We start from the raw sequence: 19,168 nt of genomic DNA on the forward strand, positions 1-19,168 counted from the left end.
CATCGGATTCAACAAAGCACTATCAACAATTTCGCGGCACTCGCCCACGAAGATGGTTACAGCGGGCTGTACCCGTTGAAATGTCTGAAAGAGGACGACTACTACTTCAGCAAGCGGCTGGCTCGGTGTGACGACTCGACCTCTGAACAGGCCACGCAGTTGAACCAGAAGAAATCGAGGCGACGCACGCACTACTTCTACACGCTCTCGAAACACATTGTCCAGCGGTGTGTCGAGGAGGATGTCGGGACGATTGTGATCGGCGATCTCTCTGGCATCCGTGAGGATGACGAGAACGGTGAGTCGAAGGACTGGGGCACACGCGGCAACCTCAACTTACACTCGTGGGCGTTCGACCGCTTCACCGAGTTGCTCACCTACAAGGCCGAGATGGGAGGTATCTCCGTTGAGGAGGTGTCTGAGCGCGACACGTCGAAGTCATGCTCGTGCTGTGGCCGCGAGCGGAAGGCGAACCGTGTCGAGCGTGGGTTGTACGTCTGCGACGAGTGCGGGACGACGGCAAACGCAGACGTGAACGGGGCCGAGAACATTCGACAGAAAGTATCTCCGAGTTCACCGAATCTGTCGGTGAATAGGAATAACGGCTGGTTGGCACAGTCATCGACGTTCCTGTTTGACAGAGAGCTTGGCGCATTCGCGCCTCAAGAACAGGTCACGTTGTAAACCACAATATCCCAACCCAGCGGCGCAGTGCCGTGGGAATCCTCGCGCTTCAGCGCGGGGAGGATGTCAATCAACGGACGGTGCCGTCTCGTCGGTCCGCCCAGGGATCTCGACCTCTATTTCCAGCTCCTGTTCACCATAGCCTTCGTACTCCACTTCAAGCTCGACCGGTTCACCGAAACTAAACGGGAGCTCCCACTCGTCACCGGTTATGGTTAGTTCATCGCTCTCCTGGAGCTGCTCACCGACTTTAACCAAGAAACGCCCCGCCTCAGCGGCGGACAGACGGTACTCCTGTTCGAAGTCTCGCCCCTCCCTGATGAGGGTCAGGTCGCTCTCCTTCTCATCTTGAGTATTAGCGTCGGATTGTGTCATCATGTACTATTTTAGGCGAACCTAAATAAATGGTGTGGTACCGTCACTGTACGGCGAGCGGTGAAGATACCGCGGCTACCCCCTCGGGACAGTCCACTGCGCTCCACCCTGTCATGCGTAACCGCTCGTCTCAGTCTACCCTTCGAATCCTACTCGTGTTCAGCACTCTTTCGACTGTTGGCGCAGGCGCTCGAAGGAAGCTGTCCCGACACAGGACGGGTGGTAAACGCGTCTAACGATCGAGAATTGATGATACCAGAACGAAAGCGGCCCCATGAGTATATGCTTCTCAGTGCCGCCGTCAACCCAACTATTCGCCTATTATAATCGCTCAACTCGCGGTCGAGGATGGGCACTGGTGTAGAACAAATGACCCGCGACACTGACCGGATATCGGTGGGTACTGAGGGTGAAAAAGAGGAGTCGGCCGCCGGCAAGAGATGCGAATTAGTCTACGAAATCAGTCAAGCGCCCACACCACGTTCGGACCGCCCTGTTCCCGCCACCGAAGCGGCCGTGATACACGTCAGCGGCTACCACGTTCTCGTTCGGCGCCGCCGCGAGCTTCGGTCAGTGATGCCTGCGGTCTCGCCGAACAGGAAATCGAGTTGGACAGTGATCTCTCGGAGACCGGTTTGTGTCCGGTGTAACCGTGAGAACCGCGGGATCGAGTGCTTCTACGGAGCCGGTGGACAGTGCGTTCGGTACCCGTTTTCGGGTCCCTCCGAGAACACGAAGGTGTGACTCAGTGAGCCTGACGCGCACTCGGCAAAATCGGTCCGTATCACGCGCCCGTCGGCTCCTTCGAACACGTATACGATCGCCGTGCTGGGCTCCCAGGCGCCGAACGAGGCGGTCGTCGTTTCGTTCGCCGGGACGGCCACTTGGCGTTCCGTCGCGTTCCACTCCTTGCCTAGGGAGTGGTTGAAGTATGGACCACCGGTTTCGAGTTGAGCGAATCCTATCGTTTTCCGGGTGCCTGTCTCGTTCGTCACCCGAAACGTGACGTTGCCCGCGCCGACCGGCTCTTCGAACACGTAGACCGTCATCTGGTATCTCGACGACTCGGAATTTTCGACGGTCACGTCGGCGGAGGAGGCGTCGAAGGCCGTACACCCGGCAGTCATCAGAACGAGCAGGACGATGAGCGGGAGGACAACGTCTCGACGCGACACCGGTTCGGGTACGATCGACCATTACAAAGTACTTGCGGGCTCCGTCGAAATCCTTTATTAGTGGCCCTGTTGAAATCCTCAGATACTGAAAGGAACCGGCTGCTGAATACAGATGATGCATACATCACGAGGTGCTCATTTTTATCAGACATTTCCTATTGATACAGGGTTTCAGTGATATTGCGAACTGCATGCCCAGTCCCAGAGACGTTTTGACGGTCGGATAATGTAGCGCAGAACATGTCTGCCAACTATTCACGTCGCAGGATCTTAGCTGCCTTGAGTGCTGGAGTTGCAGTGGGAATGACTGGATGTATCGGAATCTTTGCTCGCTCACGTACAAGGATTGGTGAACTCGTCTTCTTGAACATGGATGATGTCCCTCACGATGTCCGGGTGAAAATAGGAAGCGACAACGAAACAGTATTTGAAGCAACCCAGCGCGTTCCCCCGGGTGACGAGCCACAACCAGTTCTCACTCAACAAGACGGAATTCCAACCGGTGCACGCGAATATACGGTCAGTGCACGACTTGACGGAGGTGCGGATTCAATCCAGCGGACGTATCCGACAAGCCGACGGGGTGATTGCTATTCTGTAACTGTTCGAATTGACTTCGATGGAACGTTCAGAGATATGCCGAGTATTCCTAATTTTGATGGCTGCTCTACCACGGAGTAGTCTCAGAGAGTCCAAATCATGTCTCTGGGCTTGATTCTTTGATTCCGACTGACCAAGATTGCTGTATATTTTTTCCATCTGCCAATTTGTCATCAAAGAATTGCGACTCACGTTCAACTTGCAGTGGTTTCGCTAACTACTCGAAGACAATCAAAGATGGTATAAAATATTCATATATCAGCGCGACAAGGTGCTTATTCCGGATATTTCACGCTGAACCACATCGGTAGCACGGCCGTGAGCTCCACAAAACGTCACAGAATTTAAGATAGCTAAACCTCATCTACCCCATATGGCTGTCGCCGATCTGCGAAACAAAGTTCCTCGCTTTACCGTACCCACCGTCGTCAGCCTACTCGTTTTGTCCTTCCTGTACAGTATGCTTGTTACTGCTAATTTCGTACTCTGGGCCGCGTGTGGGGTGGATTGTTGAGTATCGGAGTGAGTATATTTCTTCTATACCTTTTTTATCGACTAGTGATAGCTGTCGAACAAATTGCAAACAGTCAATAATTTTGTCTATCGAACAGTGGTCGTGCTTGATTTGTGGACGGAAAGTATTGCGACACATGCCATGTCATTACCTGCCTGCTCATCCAGTAACGCCTGACTGGATCAAAGAAAAATAAATTATACAGAGTGCTGAAACAGCACCGTAACCATGGTTGGGAAGCCCTCCACTCACTCTCGGCGGGAGTTTGTCGCCGGCAGTATAACGGCTAGCAGCCTCAGTTTAGCCGGGTGTTCTGGTCGCAGTCTCGGAACTACCGATGACGTCGACGTCGCTACTCGAACAGACGGCGAAACGATACTCTGGGACTACCCCGCACGCGCTGTCGAGAACGGCGATGATAACGACGGTATTGGCTACGCAGCGATACGGCTCCGGGCGTTTGATACAGCCGGGCCAGAGCAACCGAGCGAACCAGTCCTGACCTTTCGATTGAATTCTACGGTTGGTGGGATCGCCGCTGGAGAGGGATTCAAAGGCTATGAGGCAGACTGGTTTCGGTTCCGACTGGGTATTCCCCGGAGCTACGATGACGTCGCAGGCCTCCGAGCGTTTGTCCACCCGAACCAATGGCCCGAGATACAGACAACCTACGGCTATCACGATTCTCGACGTGATCTTGTTGTCCACGCTCCTGAGGTGCATTCCGATGGAACGATCACGGTCGCGGGTCGCTTCCGACCGTCGAGTACCGCGCTCCCCCGGCAACTATACTGTGGATTCGAAGTCCACGTTTCGCGACCGGGGCTTCTCGGCCGGAGCGTGACCGCCACAGGTACCGAAATGTTCGATGTCTCAACGCTCGATCTCCCCAGCGGAGTAACTCTCGAGTAGACGGAAGCACTAAACACCGCACTAATCGAGGCAGCAGCAGCCCGCACCTTGGGGTTTTCGGGGACCCAATCGAGCATATGCTACGGATCAGCACAGTCAATAAACTATTTTGTGAATATCATAATTTATTTTACGACCGCCAGCGGATAACCTGTTCTCCACACGGCGAGTGCGACGAGCGATCACTTACCTCTGGTCCGTCTGCTGCGTGCGCGCTCTGTATTCAGCACGCCGCCGAAAATATATCACCGTTTGAGGATTTTAACAGATCCTTATTAGTGATAGTTCAACCCCGGTTCCGCTCGGTGCGGTCTATATACCGCTCAATATCAATCTTAGATAGTGTTATGATTGTTTTGATACTAGACATCGTATGAACGATGAGAGGGTAACGCTTGGTTTCGTTTGCGTACAGAACGCGGGCCGAAGTCAGATGGCGACAGCGTTCGCCGAACGGGAACGCTCACGGCGCGGGCTTGAAGACACAGTACACGTCTTAACGGGGGGAACACAGCCCGCTGAGGAGGTCCATCCCGAGGTCGTCGAAGCGATGGCGGAGGTCGATATCGACCTCTCCGACCGTGTTCCACAGAAAGTCTCGACGACGGACCTCAACAACGCGACCATCGTTGCAACGATGGGCTGTTCGACACTGGAACTCAACGCGGACGTCGAAGTCCGCGACTGGGCACTTGACGACCCGCACGGACGGTCATTAGAAGAGGTTCGCCGTATCCGGGATGAGATCCAGCAGCGTGTTTCAACGCTCTTCGACGAATACACTTCCGAGCGGTAGGCAAGTCTCCTAGACCGGCCGTTTCAGGCAAGGATTCGCCCGGAGAATCGGATCTCAACGGGCTCATCTGTGGGATCCGGCCGCCCTGATTCCGTCCGCTTCGTTCGACACGGGCTTCATCTCAGGTCCAGGGGGGTTCAACGGAGCCGCTCGTTCGGGTCGTCGCGTGGATGTCACTCATCGGCCGTATCGGGCGGCCGCTTCGACGGGAGATACAGGTGGACGACGTTCCCTCGCGGCGTTCGGGTGTCGAACATCACTTCGCCACCGAGGGACTCGATACACCACTTCATCGCGAACAGACCGATCCCTGACCCGTGAGACGTGTTCGTGGTCTCGGCCGGTGCGAACAGCGCCTCGATTTCCTCCGTCGGGATCGTCGGATTCGCGTCCTTAATTCGGATCTCGACGCGACCGGTGTTCGGTGAGGGCCCGACCGTTATCTCGACGGTCGGGGCCCGTTCGGTGCTGTGAACGATCGCGTTTTCAACCGCGTGTCTGACCGCGTAACCGAACGCGTCGTTCACTTCGATCCACATCTCTTCGCGTTCCTCGACGGATATCTCCGCGGCGGGGTACTCGGCCCTCGTTCGGGCTGCGACCTCCCTGACGGTGGCCAGCGCGGGCTGCCGGACGTGTTCCGCCCGGGCGTCCGTGATCGCTCGTTCGATCTCTTTCACCGATTCGGCCATGCTACCGAGATTTTCACCGCGGGAACGAATCGCAGCGATGCTCTCCGATATCCCCTCGACTCTACTGTGTGTCGCGATCTGATCCGCATAGCCCAGGATGATCGCCGCCTCGTTCCGAAGGTTGTGTCGGAGGATACGCCAGAACAGCTCGGCCCGGTGACGCGACTCGTAGTGATCGGTGATATCCCGGACCTCGACGATGACGCAATCCCGCTCTGAGAAGCGCTGCTGAGATACATGCAGCTGAAGCCAGACGAGCTCACCGTCGGCTCGTTTGGCTCGCCAGATGAACCGCTGCGGGTCACCGTCGGCGCTCGCTCGGAGCCGGTCGCGGAACTCGGACGCCGACTGTGGATACGTGTTCGCCGTGTACGTGTCCACCGAGAGCCTACGTAGCTTATCGAGGGGGTATCCGAGTATCTGTTCCAACCGCTCGTTCGCATCTAGAATATCTCCGGAGCTCGGATCGTACAGTCCGATACCGAGGTATAGTGTGTCGTATTCGGACGGGAGCGCCACCGACTTTTTTGAGGACACGACACGGTGAAAACGGGGGGTACGACTCTTTGGTGTTACTATGAGGAATATATATTTCTCTATCGAATCGGCTACCAGTCATGCCATAAGACTGTCATTTATGTTGGAAAAAGACGCCAACTACTCCGATCAGCTCGAACGACAGGGTCTCGGCTACCCGCGGATCCTAACCCACCGACTACTATTCTCGCTGTCGTTCGTTCCGTCGACCGTCGATCCCACGTTCGTCTCTGATCCGGGTTCGAAGCGACTGTTCGCGCGAGCGGCGGGGAGCCACGCGGGCGGCGCGACGCCGCTCGCCGAACGGGACGTGACGCTGTACTGGAACCGCTTGGGCTCGCCCCCCTGGCCGTACAGAAGTTGAGCCTCTCGGACGACCCCGTCTCCGTCGACGGTCAGGTACCCTCGAACGTCGGTCGCGTTCCGGGCGGCGACGTCGGTGATCGCGTATCGGATGCGGCGTTCGTCGGCGTTCTCGGTGACCCGGACCGCTCGAAACTCGCCGATCGTCAGAATCCTGGAGACCACGGCCCACATCGAATCGGCCGCGCGGAACCGAGTCTCGTCCACCGAGCCGTTCGTCGCCTCGAAAGCGGCCTGCCCGTTCCGCCCGCTACGGCTGTGTCGAACGTTCGACTCAACGTAGACGTCGCTCTGGCTGACGTCAGCGTATCCGTTGTGCACGTCGAGGCGGAACCTGGTCCGCGTCGCGTTCGCTTCGTACTGGTAGTCGGCGTACGCGCCGGGACGGAATCGTTCGAGAGCGACCCCGGAAACCGGCTCCGTCCGGAGGAACGTGATCGACAGCCTGCGAGCCGTCGCGATATCGATCTCCGACCGGGAGAACCCCTCCGGGAACTCGGCGTCGGCGAGCGTCTCGTCGGAGACGGTGGTTGAGTTCGACGTCGAACCCGTCGCCGGAGGGTCCGTCGTCGGGGCGGGGTCATCGAAGGCGACGCCCCCACACCCCGCGAGAACAAGGAGAAACGCTATTGCGATCGCAGCGGGGCCCCTTTGAGACACAATTTTTTCTCGTGGTCACCGGATAATGAAGCTGTTGGCGCCCCGCGCTACAATCGCCACCGCCGACGCATCGCTGATCCGTCCCCGGGTTGGGGACCGGATCGAAAACGGAGTCATCGGGGCCGCAATCCGGGCGACCTGTCCTCAGTCCCCGCTCGGTCCGTCGGCCGCGATCCCCTCGCGTGCCTCCTGAATTACCTCGTCGACGCGGCCCCAGGCGACCGGCGGTTCGACGGCTGAGAGCGCGGCGTCGAGATCCTCGAGCCGCTCGTCGAACCGATCGTCCCAGTCGGGATGGTCCGCGAGCGCCGAGGCGCTCGCCGTAGCCTCGTCCCGGATCGATTCGATCCGCGTCTCGACGTCGTCCGGGAACGACTTGTCCTCGCGCTCCGCCCACTCGCGGAGGCCGGCCGCCTCGGCCCGGAGATCGGCGACGACGACGTCGAGGACGCGCGCCTGCACGGCCGCGTCGAACCACCGCTCCAGGCCAGGGTCGTCCACATTCCGAAGCGACTCGACGGTCTCTCCGAGGGACTCGACGGACTCCTCGGCGGCCTCGACGTCGTCGACGAGCGCGTCGCGACGTCGGTTAGCCGATCCGAGCCACGCCTCGAACGCCTCGATCTCGGTTTCGAGGTCGTGAGCGACACGGACGATCCGCTGCGCGTCGGTCGTCACCTCGTGGAGGTTGACGGCGGCCTCGTAGATATCGACCGGCGAGTCGAGGTCGTTCGCCGCCGCCGAGAGCTCCCCGCCGAGCTCCTCGACGTCCGACCGAAGATCGGCGAGCCGCTCCTCGAAGGCGTTCTGTCGGACCCCAACGATCTCCAGGTTCGGGACGTCGGCGACGGCGTCGCTCGCGTCCTCGACGGTGCGCGTCGCGAGGTCCACCCGCGTCTCGGCGGTGGCGAGTATCTGCGAGACGTCGGTGACGGTCGCCTCGATCGCCTCGGGCGTGACGCTCCCGTCGTCGGTGAACGGGTCGAGCCACGTCCGGACCGACTCCGGGTCCTCACCCGTCCGGTCGGCGACGTCGTCGACGAGCTCGTCGAGGTGAACCTCTGGGGGCGCGAACTCACTCATACCTCGGCATTTCCGACGGGGGGCCCTATACCTTCCGTCAGAGTCGATCATTCATGAACAGTCCCCAACATACCGATATTGCGTAGTATATAGCCGAAAGGGTAATATATAGGATGGGTACCGCTACGTGGCTCTCTGTCCTCGAATATATTAGAATTATAAGCTTTCTTTTTATAGTAAGGTATCCCCTCAGTTGATGTCAGACCGGAACTGGACTGACGGCGTCGTATCGCGGCGGAAGGTCCTCATCACCTCGGGAGCGCTCGGCACCGCCGGCCTGGCGGGCTGTGGCGATCAGAGCGAGAGCGGGAGTGGTGACGGCGGTGACGGCGGCTCCAGCGGTGACGGCGGTGACGGCGGGTCCGGCAGCGACGGCGGCGACGGCGGCGATGGCGGCTCCGGTCCGAGCACGGCCCTGCTCAACGCGGAGGGCTCGTCGACGGTGTACCCGATCTCGAACACGGGGAGTTCGTACTGGAACTCCAACGCCCCGCCGAGCGACGGCGAGTACTGGGGCGCGAACGACGAGGGCTCGGTCCCCGGCTGGAACGCGCTCTCGTCCGACGGCGCGGACGACATGCTCCTCGCCGACTACTTCGCCTCGAAGTTCGGCTTCGAGCCGACCGAGCAGCGCTCCTCGCCGCCGTTCCCGACGACGGTCGGCCTGAGCCACTCGGGAACCGGCTGCGAGGCGGTCACCGAGGGGCTCGTCGACATCGGCAACTCCTCCGGCCCCATCACGGCCGAGCTCGGCTGGAGCGAGGAGAAGGCCCAGAACGAGGTCGTCGACAACGTCGTCGGCCGCGACGGGCAGCCGGTCGTCATCAGCTCCGACGTCGCGGACGCCGGCGTCACCCAACTGACGGGCGAGGACATCCGCGGGATCTATCAGGACGAGATCACGAACTGGAACCAGATCGACGGCATCGACTACGACCAGGAGATCTACGCCATCGGCCGCGCCGAGGGGTCGGGCACCGACACCTCGTTCCGCCTGAACATGCTCGGCAGCGCCGACGCCTCGATGTCGGGCGTGGACACGCGCTTCGGACAGAACCAGCAAGTCGCCCAGGCCGTCTCCCAGAACGAGGGCGCTATCGCGTACATGGCGCTCGCGTTCACCAGCGAGACAGTCACCCCGATCGCCATCGAGTTCGACGGGACGCTGTACGAGACCAGCCGTGACGCGGAGAACACCATCTTTGACAGCAGCTACCCGCTCAACCGTGACCTCCACATGTACACGCTCATCGAGGAGAGCAACCCCGACGGCGGCGGGTACGACCAGCGCGAGGCGGCGTTCGTTAACATGTTCCTCAACGAGTACGGACAGACCGTCTTCGTTGAGGGGAACAACTACATCCCGCTCCCGACGAGCGACCTCGAATCGATGAAAGAGCAGGTCTCGTCGGTCGCCACCGAGGACCTGCTGGCGCCGTAGGTCCGAACCGAATCGGACTCCGTCACACGCCGTGATAGGGCCGTCGCGCCGCCCGGGGATCGTCTCCCCCGGACGCCCGCGCTCCCGAGACGTTCGGAATCCGCCTTCGATGTGAAAACACTTCTATGATACACGAAACGCACATGCCACTCATACCAAATCCATGGCACAGGTAACAGACCCCCGAGACGGACGGATCCGGAGCGCGGTCGCCGAGCAGGTCCGGCGGACCAAGCGGTTCGCCGACGAGACCGAACCGGCCGCGCTGGCGATCCTCGCGGTGATGGCGCTGTCGCTCCTCGGCGCGCTCGCCGGATTCCTCGCCGTCTCGAACTGGACTATCGTCCCCTTCGCCACCTTCCTCGCCTCGTCGGCGATTGGCTGGGTCCGTTATCAGGAGGAGACGGCGTACCTCATCGCGCTGATGATGACCGTGTCGACGATCCTCATTCTCGGGCTGATCATCGTGTTCATCTTCCGGGAGTCGATCCCGGTGATCCGGTACGAGAGCGCGACGGTGTACGGGATCACGGTCCCCGGGCTCCGGATGTTCATCCAGCCGAACTGGGACGCGGTCTCGCCGCCGATCCGGTACTCGATGGTGCCGATGATCCACGGCACGGTGATGGTGACGCTCATCGCGTCGGCCGTCGCCGCGCCGCTCGGCGTCTCGGCGGCGCTGTTCCTCTCGGAGATCGCTCCCGCGACCGTCCGCGAGGTCGTCAAGCCGGGCGTCGAGATCCTCGCCGGCATTCCCTCCATCGTCTACGGGTTCATCGGCTTCACCGTGCTCGGCCCGTGGGCCTCCGACCAGTTCCAGACGGTCGGACAGGGGTCGTACCTCTTCGTCGGCATCGTCGTCGGCCTGATGGCGCTCCCGACTGTCGTCTCTGTCGCGGAAGACGCGCTAAGCAGCGTCCCGGAGTCGATGAAGAGCGGGTCGCTGGCGATGGGGACGACCGACTGGCAGACGATGACCTCGATCACGCTGCCGGCGGCGTTCTCGGGCGTCTCCGCCGCGGTCCTGCTCGGCGTCGGCCGGGCGATCGGCGAGACGATGGCCGCCACGGTGATGCTCCGCGGCGTCCCCCGGCTCACGGAACCGCTGGTCAACGTCTTCTACGGCCAGGAGACGCTGACCTCGATCATCGCGCGGAACTACGGCGAGGCCGACGGGCTCCAGATGGACGCGCTGTTCGTCGCCGGCGTAATCCTGTTCGTCACTGTCCTCGTCATCTCGGTGGGCGCGCAGTACATCGAATGGCGGATGCACAAGCGACTGGGGGGTGAGATCTGATGGCGGGAGCGGGCCAGACCGACACGCGGCTGGTCGAGTCGGAGACGAACCAGACGGACGCCGTCGCCGCGGTGGCCGTCGGGCTCTCGGCGGTGCTGTTCGCGCTCGCCATCGCTGCGATGTTCGAACGGATCAGCCTCACCGGAACGATCGTCGGAGTGCAGACCGTGACGCTGCTCGGCGGCCTCCTGACCGCGCTCGGCGTCACGGTGATCGCCTTCGGCGTCGGGTCGCGGTTCGGCTACGTCGAGACGAATCCGGACCCGAGCGCCGGGCTCATCGCGGGCTTCGGCGCCGCCATCCCGTGGGTCGTCATCGGGGGTAGCGTCGCGAGCCAGACGCTCGGCCTCGGCGCGGGAGTCGGCGTCGTCGCCGGGGTCGCTACCGGCGCCGTCGTGTTCGCGGCCACCGTCCTCCCGCGCGAGGACCTCGGATCGACGGTCCCGCTCGGAGCCCTCCTCGGGGTGATGGGGCTCGTCTTCTTGACGGGCGCCATCGGCCCGACGTGGGTGTGGGAACTCGGCTGGGCACAGCAGGCCGCGATCACCGCGGAGTTCCTCATCCCCGTTTCGACGCTGTTCAGCGCGCTGTACGGAGGCTGGGCGTCGGCGAAGGCGTACGGCGGCTTCGGCGCCCGCGGGCGACACATGGGCGCGTACGCGCTCGTCTACGTGAACGCGCTCTCCATCGTCGCCTTCCTGTTCATCCTCGTCGCCTTCGTGGTCGTTCAGGGGATCCCCGGCCTGCTGAACGGCACCGAGTTCGGACTCGGGACCGGACCGACGACGTCGATCTTCGGCGTGTCGGTCGCGCTCCCGGTCTCGGTTCCGTTCCTCATGAACGGCGTCGCCCTGTTCAACGACTTCCAGGGCGTGCTGCCGGCGATCGTCGGTACGGTTTGGCTCGTCATCGGCGCGGTCGTGCTGGCGGTCCCGCTCGGCGTCGGTGCGGCGCTGTTCCTCACCGAGTACGCCGAGCGCGGCCGGTTCACGCAGGTCGTCGAAGTCGCGACGAACGGGCTGTGGAGCACCCCGAGCATCGTCTTCGGGCTGTTCGGGTTCGCCTTCCTCATCCCGCGGTTCGGCAACGGGAAGTCGCTGCTCTCGGGCATGATCACACTCGGCTTCATGCTGCTGCCGCTCGTGGTCATCACCTCGCGCGAGGCGATGCTCTCCGTTCCCGACGAGTACCGCGACGCGAGCGCCGCTCTCGGCGTGTCGAAGTGGCAGACGATCCGGAGCGTCGTGCTGCCGGCGGCCCTCCCGGGCGTCGTCACCGGCGTCATCCTCGGTGTCGGCCGGATCGCCGGCGAGACGGCGCCAATCCTGTTGACGATGGCCGGCGGCACCTTCGTTCCGGGCGAGCAGACGGCCGACGTCATCGGCGGCTTCCAGTTCACGGCAGCGCCGCCGTTCGTCGCGAACCCGGAGCTCCTCCAGGCCACCTCGGCGCTCCCGTACCAGCTGTACGCCCTCATCACGGCCGGCGTCGGCGCGAGCAGCAACGTCGGGAACGCCGACGAGTTCCGCTGGGCGACGGCGCTGGTCCTCCTGATGGTCGTCCTCTCCTTCTACGCGATCGGCATCGCGACGCGCTACTACTTCCGGCGGCGCCTCAAGCACACCTGAATCCAATGAGCGAGAACACTACTCCACAGACGCAGACGGAGACCGCGACGACAGATACCGAAACGACAGACACCGACCAGCCGCTGACCACGACGACGGGCGAGACCGTCGAGCAGACCCGCGACGAGTGGACCGAGTACGAGTTCGCCGGTGAGGCGAAGATGACCGTCGAGGACCTCGACGTCCACTACGGCGACGACCACGCCCTGAAGGGCGTCTCGATGGAGATCCCGGAGAAGAGCGTCACCGCCCTGATCGGCCCGTCCGGCTGCGGGAAGTCGACGTACCTCCGTTGTCTCAACCGGATGAACGACCGGGTCAGCTCCGCCCGGATCGACGGCTCGGTGAAGCTGGACGGCGAAGAGATCTATCAGGACGGGGTCAACCTCGTCGAGCTTCGGAAGCGGGTCGGGATGGTGTTTCAGTCGCCGAACCCGTTCCCGAAGTCGATCCGCGAGAACATCGCCTACGGCCCGAAGAAGCACGGCGACCTCGATACCGGGCTGCTCGCCCGGCTGCTGAACCGGAGCGACGCCGAGGAGCGCGACGAACTCGTCGAGCGCTGCCTCCGCGACGCAGCGCTGTGGGACGAGGTGAGCGACCGCCTCGACGACAACGCGCTCGGGCTCTCGGGCGGGCAACAGCAGCGCCTCTGTATCGCCCGCGCCCTCTCGGTCGACCCGGAGATCATCCTGATGGACGAGCCCGCGTCGGCGCTCGACCCCATCGCCACCGCGAAGATCGAGGACCTGATCGACGACCTCTCGGAGAGGTACACCGTCGTCATCGTCACCCACAACATGCAGCAGGCCGCGCGCATCTCGGACCAGACCGCGGTGTTCCTCACGGGCGGCGAGCTCGTCGAGTACGGCGACACCGACCAGGTGTTCGAGGACCCGCACAGCGAGCGCGTCGAAGACTACATTACGGGGAAGTTCGGGTAATCGCATGCCCCGGGAACGCTATCAGGACTCGCTCGACGAGCTCCAGTCCGACGTGCTCGCGATGGGCGATCAAGTCGTCGAGCGACTCGACAGGAGCCTCGAAGCGATCGAGCGCCGAGACGAGTCGCTAGCGCGAGACGTCATCGACGGCGACGCCGCAATAAACGAGACGTACCTGCGGTTAGAGGACCGCTGCGTCGACCTATTCGCGCTCCAGCAGCCGGTCGCCGGCGACCTCCGGTTCGTCACTGCCTCGTTCAAGATCATCACCGACCTCGAACGGGTCGGCGACCTCGCCGTCAACCTCGCGAACTATTCGCGGACCGCGACGCGGACGGTCGCGCCGGACGCGGAGATCGAGGCGCTCGGGGAGGCGGCGCGCGCGCTCCTCGAACGCAGCCTCGCGGCGTACGAGACGCGGGACGCCGACGAGTGTCGCGCGATCGCCGAGGCCGACGACGAGGTTGATGCTATGTGTCAACACGCCAGCGAGAGCGTCACCCGAGACCTGATAGCGCAGAACGATGACAATTCGTGGGCCGCCGAGCGGTTGTTGGACGATGTCTCGCGAGTGCTGCTGACGATCCGAGACCTAGAGCGGGTCGCGGACCATGCCGTGAATATCGCGGCGCGCACCCTGTACATGGTCGAGAACGACCCGGAGCTGCTCTACTGATTATGGAAACGCGAAAGATTCAGACCGTCGGAAACGGAACGTACACGGTCTCGCTCCCGAAGGCATGGGCCGAGTCGCACGGCCTCTCCGCCGGCGACGTCGTGACGCTACACGATTACATCGACGGGGTGTTGGCGGTCCAAGCGCGAGAGCGAACCGGCGACGAGGCGCCGTCCGCCACTCTGATCGAGTCCAGCGATCCGGAGATGATCGAGCGCGCGCTGCGGGCGGCGTACGTGGCCGGCGCGCGAGAGGTCACAATCGAGCGGGACGGACCGCTCACGCCGGAAGCCCGGCGGGTCGTCGAGAGGGTCGCCCGCGAGCGGATTGGGATGTCGGTTACCGCGGAGTCGGGGGCCGGGACGACGGTGCGGATCATGCTGGACTCGGAGGAGGTGTCGGTGAGCCAGTCGCTCCGGCAGCTGGCGTTCACCGTGCGCTCGGTCCACCGCGATGCCGTCGCTGCCCTCGTGTCACCCCCCGACTCGCCGCCAATCGGCTCCCGTGAAGATCAGGTCGACCGCCTGTCGGCGATGATCGAACGGTCCGTCTCCTGTAGCATGGCGGACCTAGGCGAAGTCGACTCCCTCGGGAAGAACCGTTCGGAGCTGTTCGAGTCGTGGACCGCGATGCGCGAGCTGGATCGCGTCCGCGACGCCGCGGCGGAAATCGGTGACGCCGCGGCATCGCTCGACGAGGCCCCCGTGGAGGCGCGACTGGAGGAGTGTCGCGACATCGGCGACGCGGTCCGCGGGACCGTGTCCGACGGGGTGGACGTCGTCCTCGGCGACGCGAACGTCGACGTGGCACGGACCGCAATTGATGACCTGCGACAGATCCGGGAGCGTCTCGACGCCTTCGACCAAAAACTGGCCGACGGCGGGAGCGACGCAGCAGAGCTCCGCCGCGTCTCGCGGGGACTGCGCCGAACCGCTGAGTGCGGCGATCGCATCGTGGAGGTCGGCCTCCGTCGCGCGGTCCGTTGCGGGGAGTCGATACGCGATCCAGAGCCGGAACGGGCGAACTAACGCCGCTGACCCCTCCTGACGTCACGACAGTCGACCCGCGCCCACGAGGGCTACATAGCGGTATAGTCCGCTATTAGAAACGGCTTAACCGGGCGAGTGGCTACACGTGATTGAACGCCGGTTCAAACGGGGACGCACGCTCCCTCTAACACCAATACATGAGCACGAAACCTCAGTTCGGCGCCGACATCGAAACACATCACACTCGGTTCGACGTCGATCGGTACGAAGATATCTACGTCGTCGGAGACGTTCACGGGAGCTTGGACGCACTCAAACGGCTCATTTCGCGGCTCGAATTAAATAATGATGACCTCGTTATCTTCGTCGGCGACCTCGTGCGGAAGGGCCCCGACAGCCCCGGCGTCGTCGACTTCGTCCGCGCGGACCCGCGTCTCGTCAGCGTCCGCGGGAACAACGAACAGAAGATCCTGCGCGGCGACAAAGACCCCGACTGGCTCCGCGAGGGGGACCGAGAGTACTTCGAGTCGCTTCCGATCGCGATCTCGTTCGACACCGTCCTCGTCGTGCACGGCGGCGTCGACCCCGAACGATCGCTCGAAGACCACGCCACCGACGAGCTGTTGACGATGCGTTCCCCACATGGCGACGGGTACGACGGGCCGTTCTGGTACGACGACTACGACGGACCGCACCGCGTCTTCTTCGGTCACACGGTCCACGATCGGCCGGTGGAGCGCGAACACGCCGTCGGGCTCGACACCGGCTGCGTCTACGGCGGAGAGCTCACCGCATACGATTACCGGAACGACGAGTTCCGTACCGTCGCGTCGAAGACACATCAGGATCGCGCCAGCTCGAAGGTCGTCGATCCCGCCTAAGCGGCCTCAACGGCTGCGGTCAAGTCCGTCTCTGTGGAAGCGGAGCGACGATGATGCCGCTGATTTACTCCTCGTTTCGGCCCTCAGAGCCGTTGTACTCTGCCCGTAGCCGACGGCGCGCCCCACCCCGTGTCTTGAACTATCGTCGCTCACCGTCGGTCGTACGGACCACCCAACTGTACGTGTCGCTGTCCGGACGATACCAGTGCTCGCCGTATGCGTCGAAGACGGACGCGTCGCCGCCGTCCGAATGCGGTCGTCCTCCGTCGTTATCGGGAGCGATCCCGTTGGGCTCCGCGGGGTCGGCGTCCGGCTCGCTCTCTCCGACGTTCTCGACGAGCAGTTCCTCTTCGATACGGTCCGGATCGACCGCCATTCCGGGCCCGTATCCGCGGTCAAGAGCTGCCTCCGTGGCCGCCATCAGCGCTCTTGGATGTCTTGTATCAGTCCATCGTCGGTTGAGACCCGTTCGTAGCTCCCGTCGCTCCGCATCACCCACCGACGGCGGTTGTCGCTCAGGGAGGCCTCCAAGACGAACCGGAGCTGCTCTCGGAGCTCCGTGGTCTCGACGGGGGCGACCGCCTCAACGCGGTAGTCTAGGTTGCGAGTCATCCAATCGGCCGATCCGATATACCACCGGGGTTCGCCCTCGTTCTCGAAGTAGAATATCCGGGCGTGTTCGAGGAAGCGGCCGACGATCGAGTGTACGGTGACGTTGTCGCTCACCCCTTCGACGCCGGGTCGGAGCCGGCAGATGTCTCGGACGATCAAACCAATATCGACTCCGGCCATTGAGGCACGGTACAGCTCCTCGACCATCAAGGGGCCTTCGAGCCCGTTCACCTTGACCACGATTCGCGCCCGCCGACCGGCGCGGGTGTGTTTTGCCTCTTGCCTGACCATCTCCGTGAACCGCTCCCGCATCGTCACAGGTGCGATCAGGAGCTTCCGAAAGCGGTCGTCGAGCGTCGGTCCGGTGAAGAAATTGAACACCTTTGTGAGGTCGAATCCGATATCCCGGTCGGCGGTCAACAGCCCCAGGTCCGAGTACCCCTTCGCTGTCCCCGAGTGGTAGTTACCGGTGCCGACGTGCGAGTAGAGCTGAACCTTCGTCTTCTTGGCGCACGACGAGCGCCGTCTTCGCGTGTGTTTTCAGACCCACGGTCCCGTAGGCGACGTGGATCCCCTCCTCTTCGAGTTGCCGAACCCACTCGAGGTTGTTTTTTCATCGAACCGAGCCTTCAGTTCGACCATTATCGCCACCTATTTCGCGTTTTCGGCGGCGTCGATGAGGCTCTGGATCACCTTCGAATCGCTTGCGGTCCAGTAGATTACCGCCTTCACCGCGAGCACGTCCGGGTCGTTCGCCGCCGCGTGGAGGAACCGCTGGACCGTCCCCTCGAAGGAGTGATACGGGTGATGCGTGAGGATATTACCCGCCCGAATCTCCTCGAAGATATCGTTCGTCACCGACCAGAGTCGCGGGTGTGGTTTCGGGGTCCATTCCGAGGGCTTGAGATCGGGACGATTGAGATCGACGAGCTCGAAGAAGTCCTCGAAGTCGATCGGACCGTTTCGATAGAACACCTCTCGGTCGTCCACCTCAAGCTGTCTCTTCAGGATCGAGAGTGACTCCTCGGGCATCTCGTCGTCGACTTCCAGACGGACGACCGTCGCGAAGCGACGCTGTTCGAGGACTTCCTCAACCATGTCGATGAGGTCTTCGGCCACCTCCTCGTCACGCCGCACCTCGGCGTTTCGTGTAACTTTGAACTTGTACACGTCGCTGATCTTGAGGTCGGGGAGCAGGAGGTTGAGGTTGGACTCGATGAGTACGTACCGTCTGTTCCCGTCGGGAACACTTACGAGCCGAAGTTGATTCGGCGGGATCTTGGTCCGAGTGAACGTCGTTTCGTCGGCACCGTTCGACGAGAGCACCGCGAGCGAAAGCGAGAGGTTCGAAATGAACGGAAACGGGTGCGCCGGATCGAACGCGAGCGGTGTCAGCGTGGGAAGGATAGACTCTTGAAAGTGGATGCTTAGCTTCTCCTGTGCGTCCGCCTTTGACATCCTCCCCGCGCTGAAGCGCGAGGATTCCCACGGCACCGTGCCGCTGGGTTGGGATATTGTGGTTTACGACGTGACCCGTTCTTGAGGTGCGAATGCACCAGCTTCCTTGTCAAACAGGAACGTCGATGGCTGTGCCAACCAGCCGTTACTCCCATTCACCGACAGATTCGGTGAACTCGGAGATACTTTCTGTCGGATGTTCTCAGCGTCGTTCACGTCAGCATTCGCCACTGTACCGCAGTCGTCGCAGACGTACAACCCACGTTCAGCACGGTTCGCGTCACGTTTACGACCACAGCAAGAACACGACTTCGACGTGTCCTCCTCGGAGACTTCCTCAACGACAATACCTTCCATCTCCGCCTTGTATTCGAGGAGGTCGGTGAATCGGTCGAATGCCCACGAGTGTAAGTCGAGATTGCCGTGTTTTCCCAGTTCTTCGACTCATCAGTGTCATCGTCTTCGCGAATCCCTGAGAGATCACCCACTACGATCGTTCCAACACCTTCCTCAACACACCGCTGAACGATGTGTTTCGAGAGCGTGTGGAAATAGTGGGTACGACGAGCCGACTTTTTTTGATTCAGCTGGGTGGCCTGCTCGGAGTTCGAGTCATCACACTGGGCAATCCGCTTGCTGAAGTAGTAGTCGTCCTGCTTCAGACAGTTCAGCGGATACAAATCGCTGTGACCGTCCTCGTAGGCGAGCGCGGCGAAGTTGTTGATACCGAGATCAACGCCCACCGTCTTCTCACCGGGGGCTTCAGCCACGTCGATCTCGACCTTACAGACGAAGTGGAGTTCCCATTCCTCACCCGCCCAAACTGTCCGGACTGCTTTGTTGAATCCGAT

Annotated in this window: 14 protein-coding genes and 2 pseudogenes; 9 read left to right on the top strand and 7 right to left on the bottom strand. The window is 61.9% G+C overall.

Going from position 1 to position 19,168, the window contains the following annotated elements; translation table 11 throughout:
• The coding region (locus DJ73_RS09595; protein ID WP_141212931.1) for an RNA-guided endonuclease TnpB family protein at positions 1-684 on the top strand (684 nt) is incomplete at its 5' end.
• Positions 685-750: 66 nt separating this feature from the next.
• Here the strand turns inward: DJ73_RS09595 and DJ73_RS09600 are convergent.
• Both DJ73_RS09600 and DJ73_RS09605 read right to left on the bottom strand, forming a co-directional pair.
• Positions 751-1,059 (bottom strand): amphi-Trp domain-containing protein, encoded by a 309-nt coding sequence (locus DJ73_RS09600; RefSeq protein ID WP_094525052.1) that lies wholly within the window; start codon positions 1,057-1,059, stop codon positions 751-753.
• A 677-nt stretch (positions 1,060-1,736) separates the two neighbouring features.
• On the bottom strand, positions 1,737-2,234 hold the full coding sequence (locus tag DJ73_RS09605) for a hypothetical protein (protein ID WP_094525039.1): 498 nt from the start codon (positions 2,232-2,234) through the stop codon (positions 1,737-1,739).
• Between the two features lie 2,399 nt (positions 2,235-4,633).
• On the opposite strand from DJ73_RS09605, the gene DJ73_RS09610 reads away from it, so the two are divergent.
• A complete protein-coding gene (locus tag DJ73_RS09610; RefSeq protein ID WP_094525040.1) occupies positions 4,634-5,056 on the top strand; it encodes a low molecular weight phosphatase family protein in 423 nt (140 codons plus the stop codon).
• Between the two features lie 173 nt (positions 5,057-5,229).
• Here DJ73_RS09610 and DJ73_RS09615 read toward each other — a convergent pair whose 3' ends face one another.
• The 3 genes from DJ73_RS09615 to DJ73_RS09625 all read right to left on the bottom strand — a co-directional run bounded on the left by DJ73_RS09615 (position 5,230) and on the right by DJ73_RS09625 (position 8,391).
• Complete coding sequence (locus tag DJ73_RS09615; RefSeq protein WP_094525041.1) at positions 5,230-6,285, bottom strand: PAS domain-containing sensor histidine kinase; 1,056 nt, start codon at positions 6,283-6,285, stop codon at positions 5,230-5,232.
• A 153-nt stretch (positions 6,286-6,438) separates the two neighbouring features.
• Entirely contained in the window at positions 6,439-7,308 is an 870-nt protein-coding gene (locus tag DJ73_RS09620) for a hypothetical protein (protein ID WP_094525042.1), read from the bottom strand.
• 144 nt (positions 7,309-7,452) lie between these two features.
• Positions 7,453-8,391 carry a halo transducer protein gene (locus DJ73_RS09625; RefSeq protein WP_094525043.1) on the bottom strand — a complete coding sequence of 313 codons (939 nt, stop codon included), beginning with the start codon at positions 8,389-8,391 and terminating at the stop codon, positions 7,453-7,455.
• Positions 8,392-8,587: 196 nt separating this feature from the next.
• Here DJ73_RS09625 and DJ73_RS09630 point away from each other — a divergent pair, with 196 nt between their 5' ends.
• The 7 genes from DJ73_RS09630 to DJ73_RS09660 all read left to right on the top strand — a co-directional run bounded on the left by DJ73_RS09630 (position 8,588) and on the right by DJ73_RS09660 (position 16,247).
• Positions 8,588-9,832, top strand: a complete 1,245-nt coding sequence (locus DJ73_RS09630) for a PstS family phosphate ABC transporter substrate-binding protein (RefSeq protein WP_094525044.1) — start codon at positions 8,588-8,590, stop codon at positions 9,830-9,832.
• A 163-nt stretch (positions 9,833-9,995) separates the two neighbouring features.
• Complete coding sequence (pstC, locus tag DJ73_RS09635; RefSeq protein ID WP_094557848.1) at positions 9,996-11,129, top strand: phosphate ABC transporter permease subunit PstC; 1,134 nt, start codon at positions 9,996-9,998, stop codon at positions 11,127-11,129.
• The gene (gene pstA / locus DJ73_RS09640; RefSeq protein WP_094557849.1) at positions 11,129-12,757 is read left to right on the top strand and encodes a phosphate ABC transporter permease PstA; all 1,629 of its coding nucleotides are present in this window, start codon (positions 11,129-11,131) and stop codon (positions 12,755-12,757) included. Before pstC ends, pstA begins: the two co-directional genes overlap by 1 nt.
• A gap of 5 nt (positions 12,758-12,762) precedes the next feature.
• The gene (pstB, locus tag DJ73_RS09645) at positions 12,763-13,701 is read left to right on the top strand and encodes a phosphate ABC transporter ATP-binding protein PstB (protein WP_094525047.1); all 939 of its coding nucleotides are present in this window, start codon (positions 12,763-12,765) and stop codon (positions 13,699-13,701) included.
• Between the two features lie 4 nt (positions 13,702-13,705).
• A complete protein-coding gene (gene phoU, locus DJ73_RS09650; protein ID WP_094525048.1) occupies positions 13,706-14,377 on the top strand; it encodes a phosphate signaling complex protein PhoU in 672 nt (223 codons plus the stop codon).
• A gap of 2 nt (positions 14,378-14,379) precedes the next feature.
• A complete protein-coding gene (locus DJ73_RS09655) occupies positions 14,380-15,405 on the top strand; it encodes an AbrB/MazE/SpoVT family DNA-binding domain-containing protein (protein WP_094525049.1) in 1,026 nt (341 codons plus the stop codon).
• A 158-nt stretch (positions 15,406-15,563) separates the two neighbouring features.
• The gene (locus DJ73_RS09660) at positions 15,564-16,247 is read left to right on the top strand and encodes a metallophosphoesterase family protein (RefSeq protein ID WP_094557850.1); all 684 of its coding nucleotides are present in this window, start codon (positions 15,564-15,566) and stop codon (positions 16,245-16,247) included.
• Between the two features lie 139 nt (positions 16,248-16,386).
• Here the strand turns inward: DJ73_RS09660 and ppk1 are convergent.
• Positions 16,387-18,299, bottom strand: a pseudogene (gene ppk1 / locus DJ73_RS21205) (polyphosphate kinase 1); the annotation flags it as partial.
• Between the two features lie 81 nt (positions 18,300-18,380).
• Positions 18,381-19,168 (bottom strand): annotated as a pseudogene (locus tag DJ73_RS09670) (RNA-guided endonuclease TnpB family protein); the annotation flags it as partial.

The organism is Halorubrum sp. Ea1 (assembly GCF_002252965.1).
Taxonomy (GTDB): Archaea; Halobacteriota; Halobacteria; order Halobacteriales; family Haloferacaceae; genus Halorubrum.

What these genes read in the sequence shown, in the direction of transcription:
- phoU (WP_094525048.1), top strand. Translation starts at nt 13,706, where the DNA reads ATGCCCCGGGAACGCTATCAGGACTCGCTCGACGAGCTCCAGTCCGAC.
- pstC (WP_094557848.1), top strand. Translation starts at nt 9,996, where the DNA reads ATGGCACAGGTAACAGACCCCCGAGACGGACGGATCCGGAGCGCGGTC.
- pstB (WP_094525047.1), top strand. Translation starts at nt 12,763, where the DNA reads ATGAGCGAGAACACTACTCCACAGACGCAGACGGAGACCGCGACGACA.
- DJ73_RS09660 (WP_094557850.1), top strand. Translation starts at nt 15,564, where the DNA reads ATGAGCACGAAACCTCAGTTCGGCGCCGACATCGAAACACATCACACT.
- DJ73_RS09600 (WP_094525052.1), bottom strand. Translation starts at nt 1,059, where the DNA reads ATGACACAATCCGACGCTAATACTCAAGATGAGAAGGAGAGCGACCTG.
- pstA (WP_094557849.1), top strand. Translation starts at nt 11,129, where the DNA reads ATGGCGGGAGCGGGCCAGACCGACACGCGGCTGGTCGAGTCGGAGACG.
- DJ73_RS09625 (WP_094525043.1), bottom strand. Translation starts at nt 8,391, where the DNA reads ATGAGTGAGTTCGCGCCCCCAGAGGTTCACCTCGACGAGCTCGTCGAC.
- DJ73_RS09610 (WP_094525040.1), top strand. Translation starts at nt 4,634, where the DNA reads ATGAACGATGAGAGGGTAACGCTTGGTTTCGTTTGCGTACAGAACGCG.
- DJ73_RS09630 (WP_094525044.1), top strand. Translation starts at nt 8,588, where the DNA reads ATGTCAGACCGGAACTGGACTGACGGCGTCGTATCGCGGCGGAAGGTC.
- DJ73_RS09655 (WP_094525049.1), top strand. Translation starts at nt 14,380, where the DNA reads ATGGAAACGCGAAAGATTCAGACCGTCGGAAACGGAACGTACACGGTC.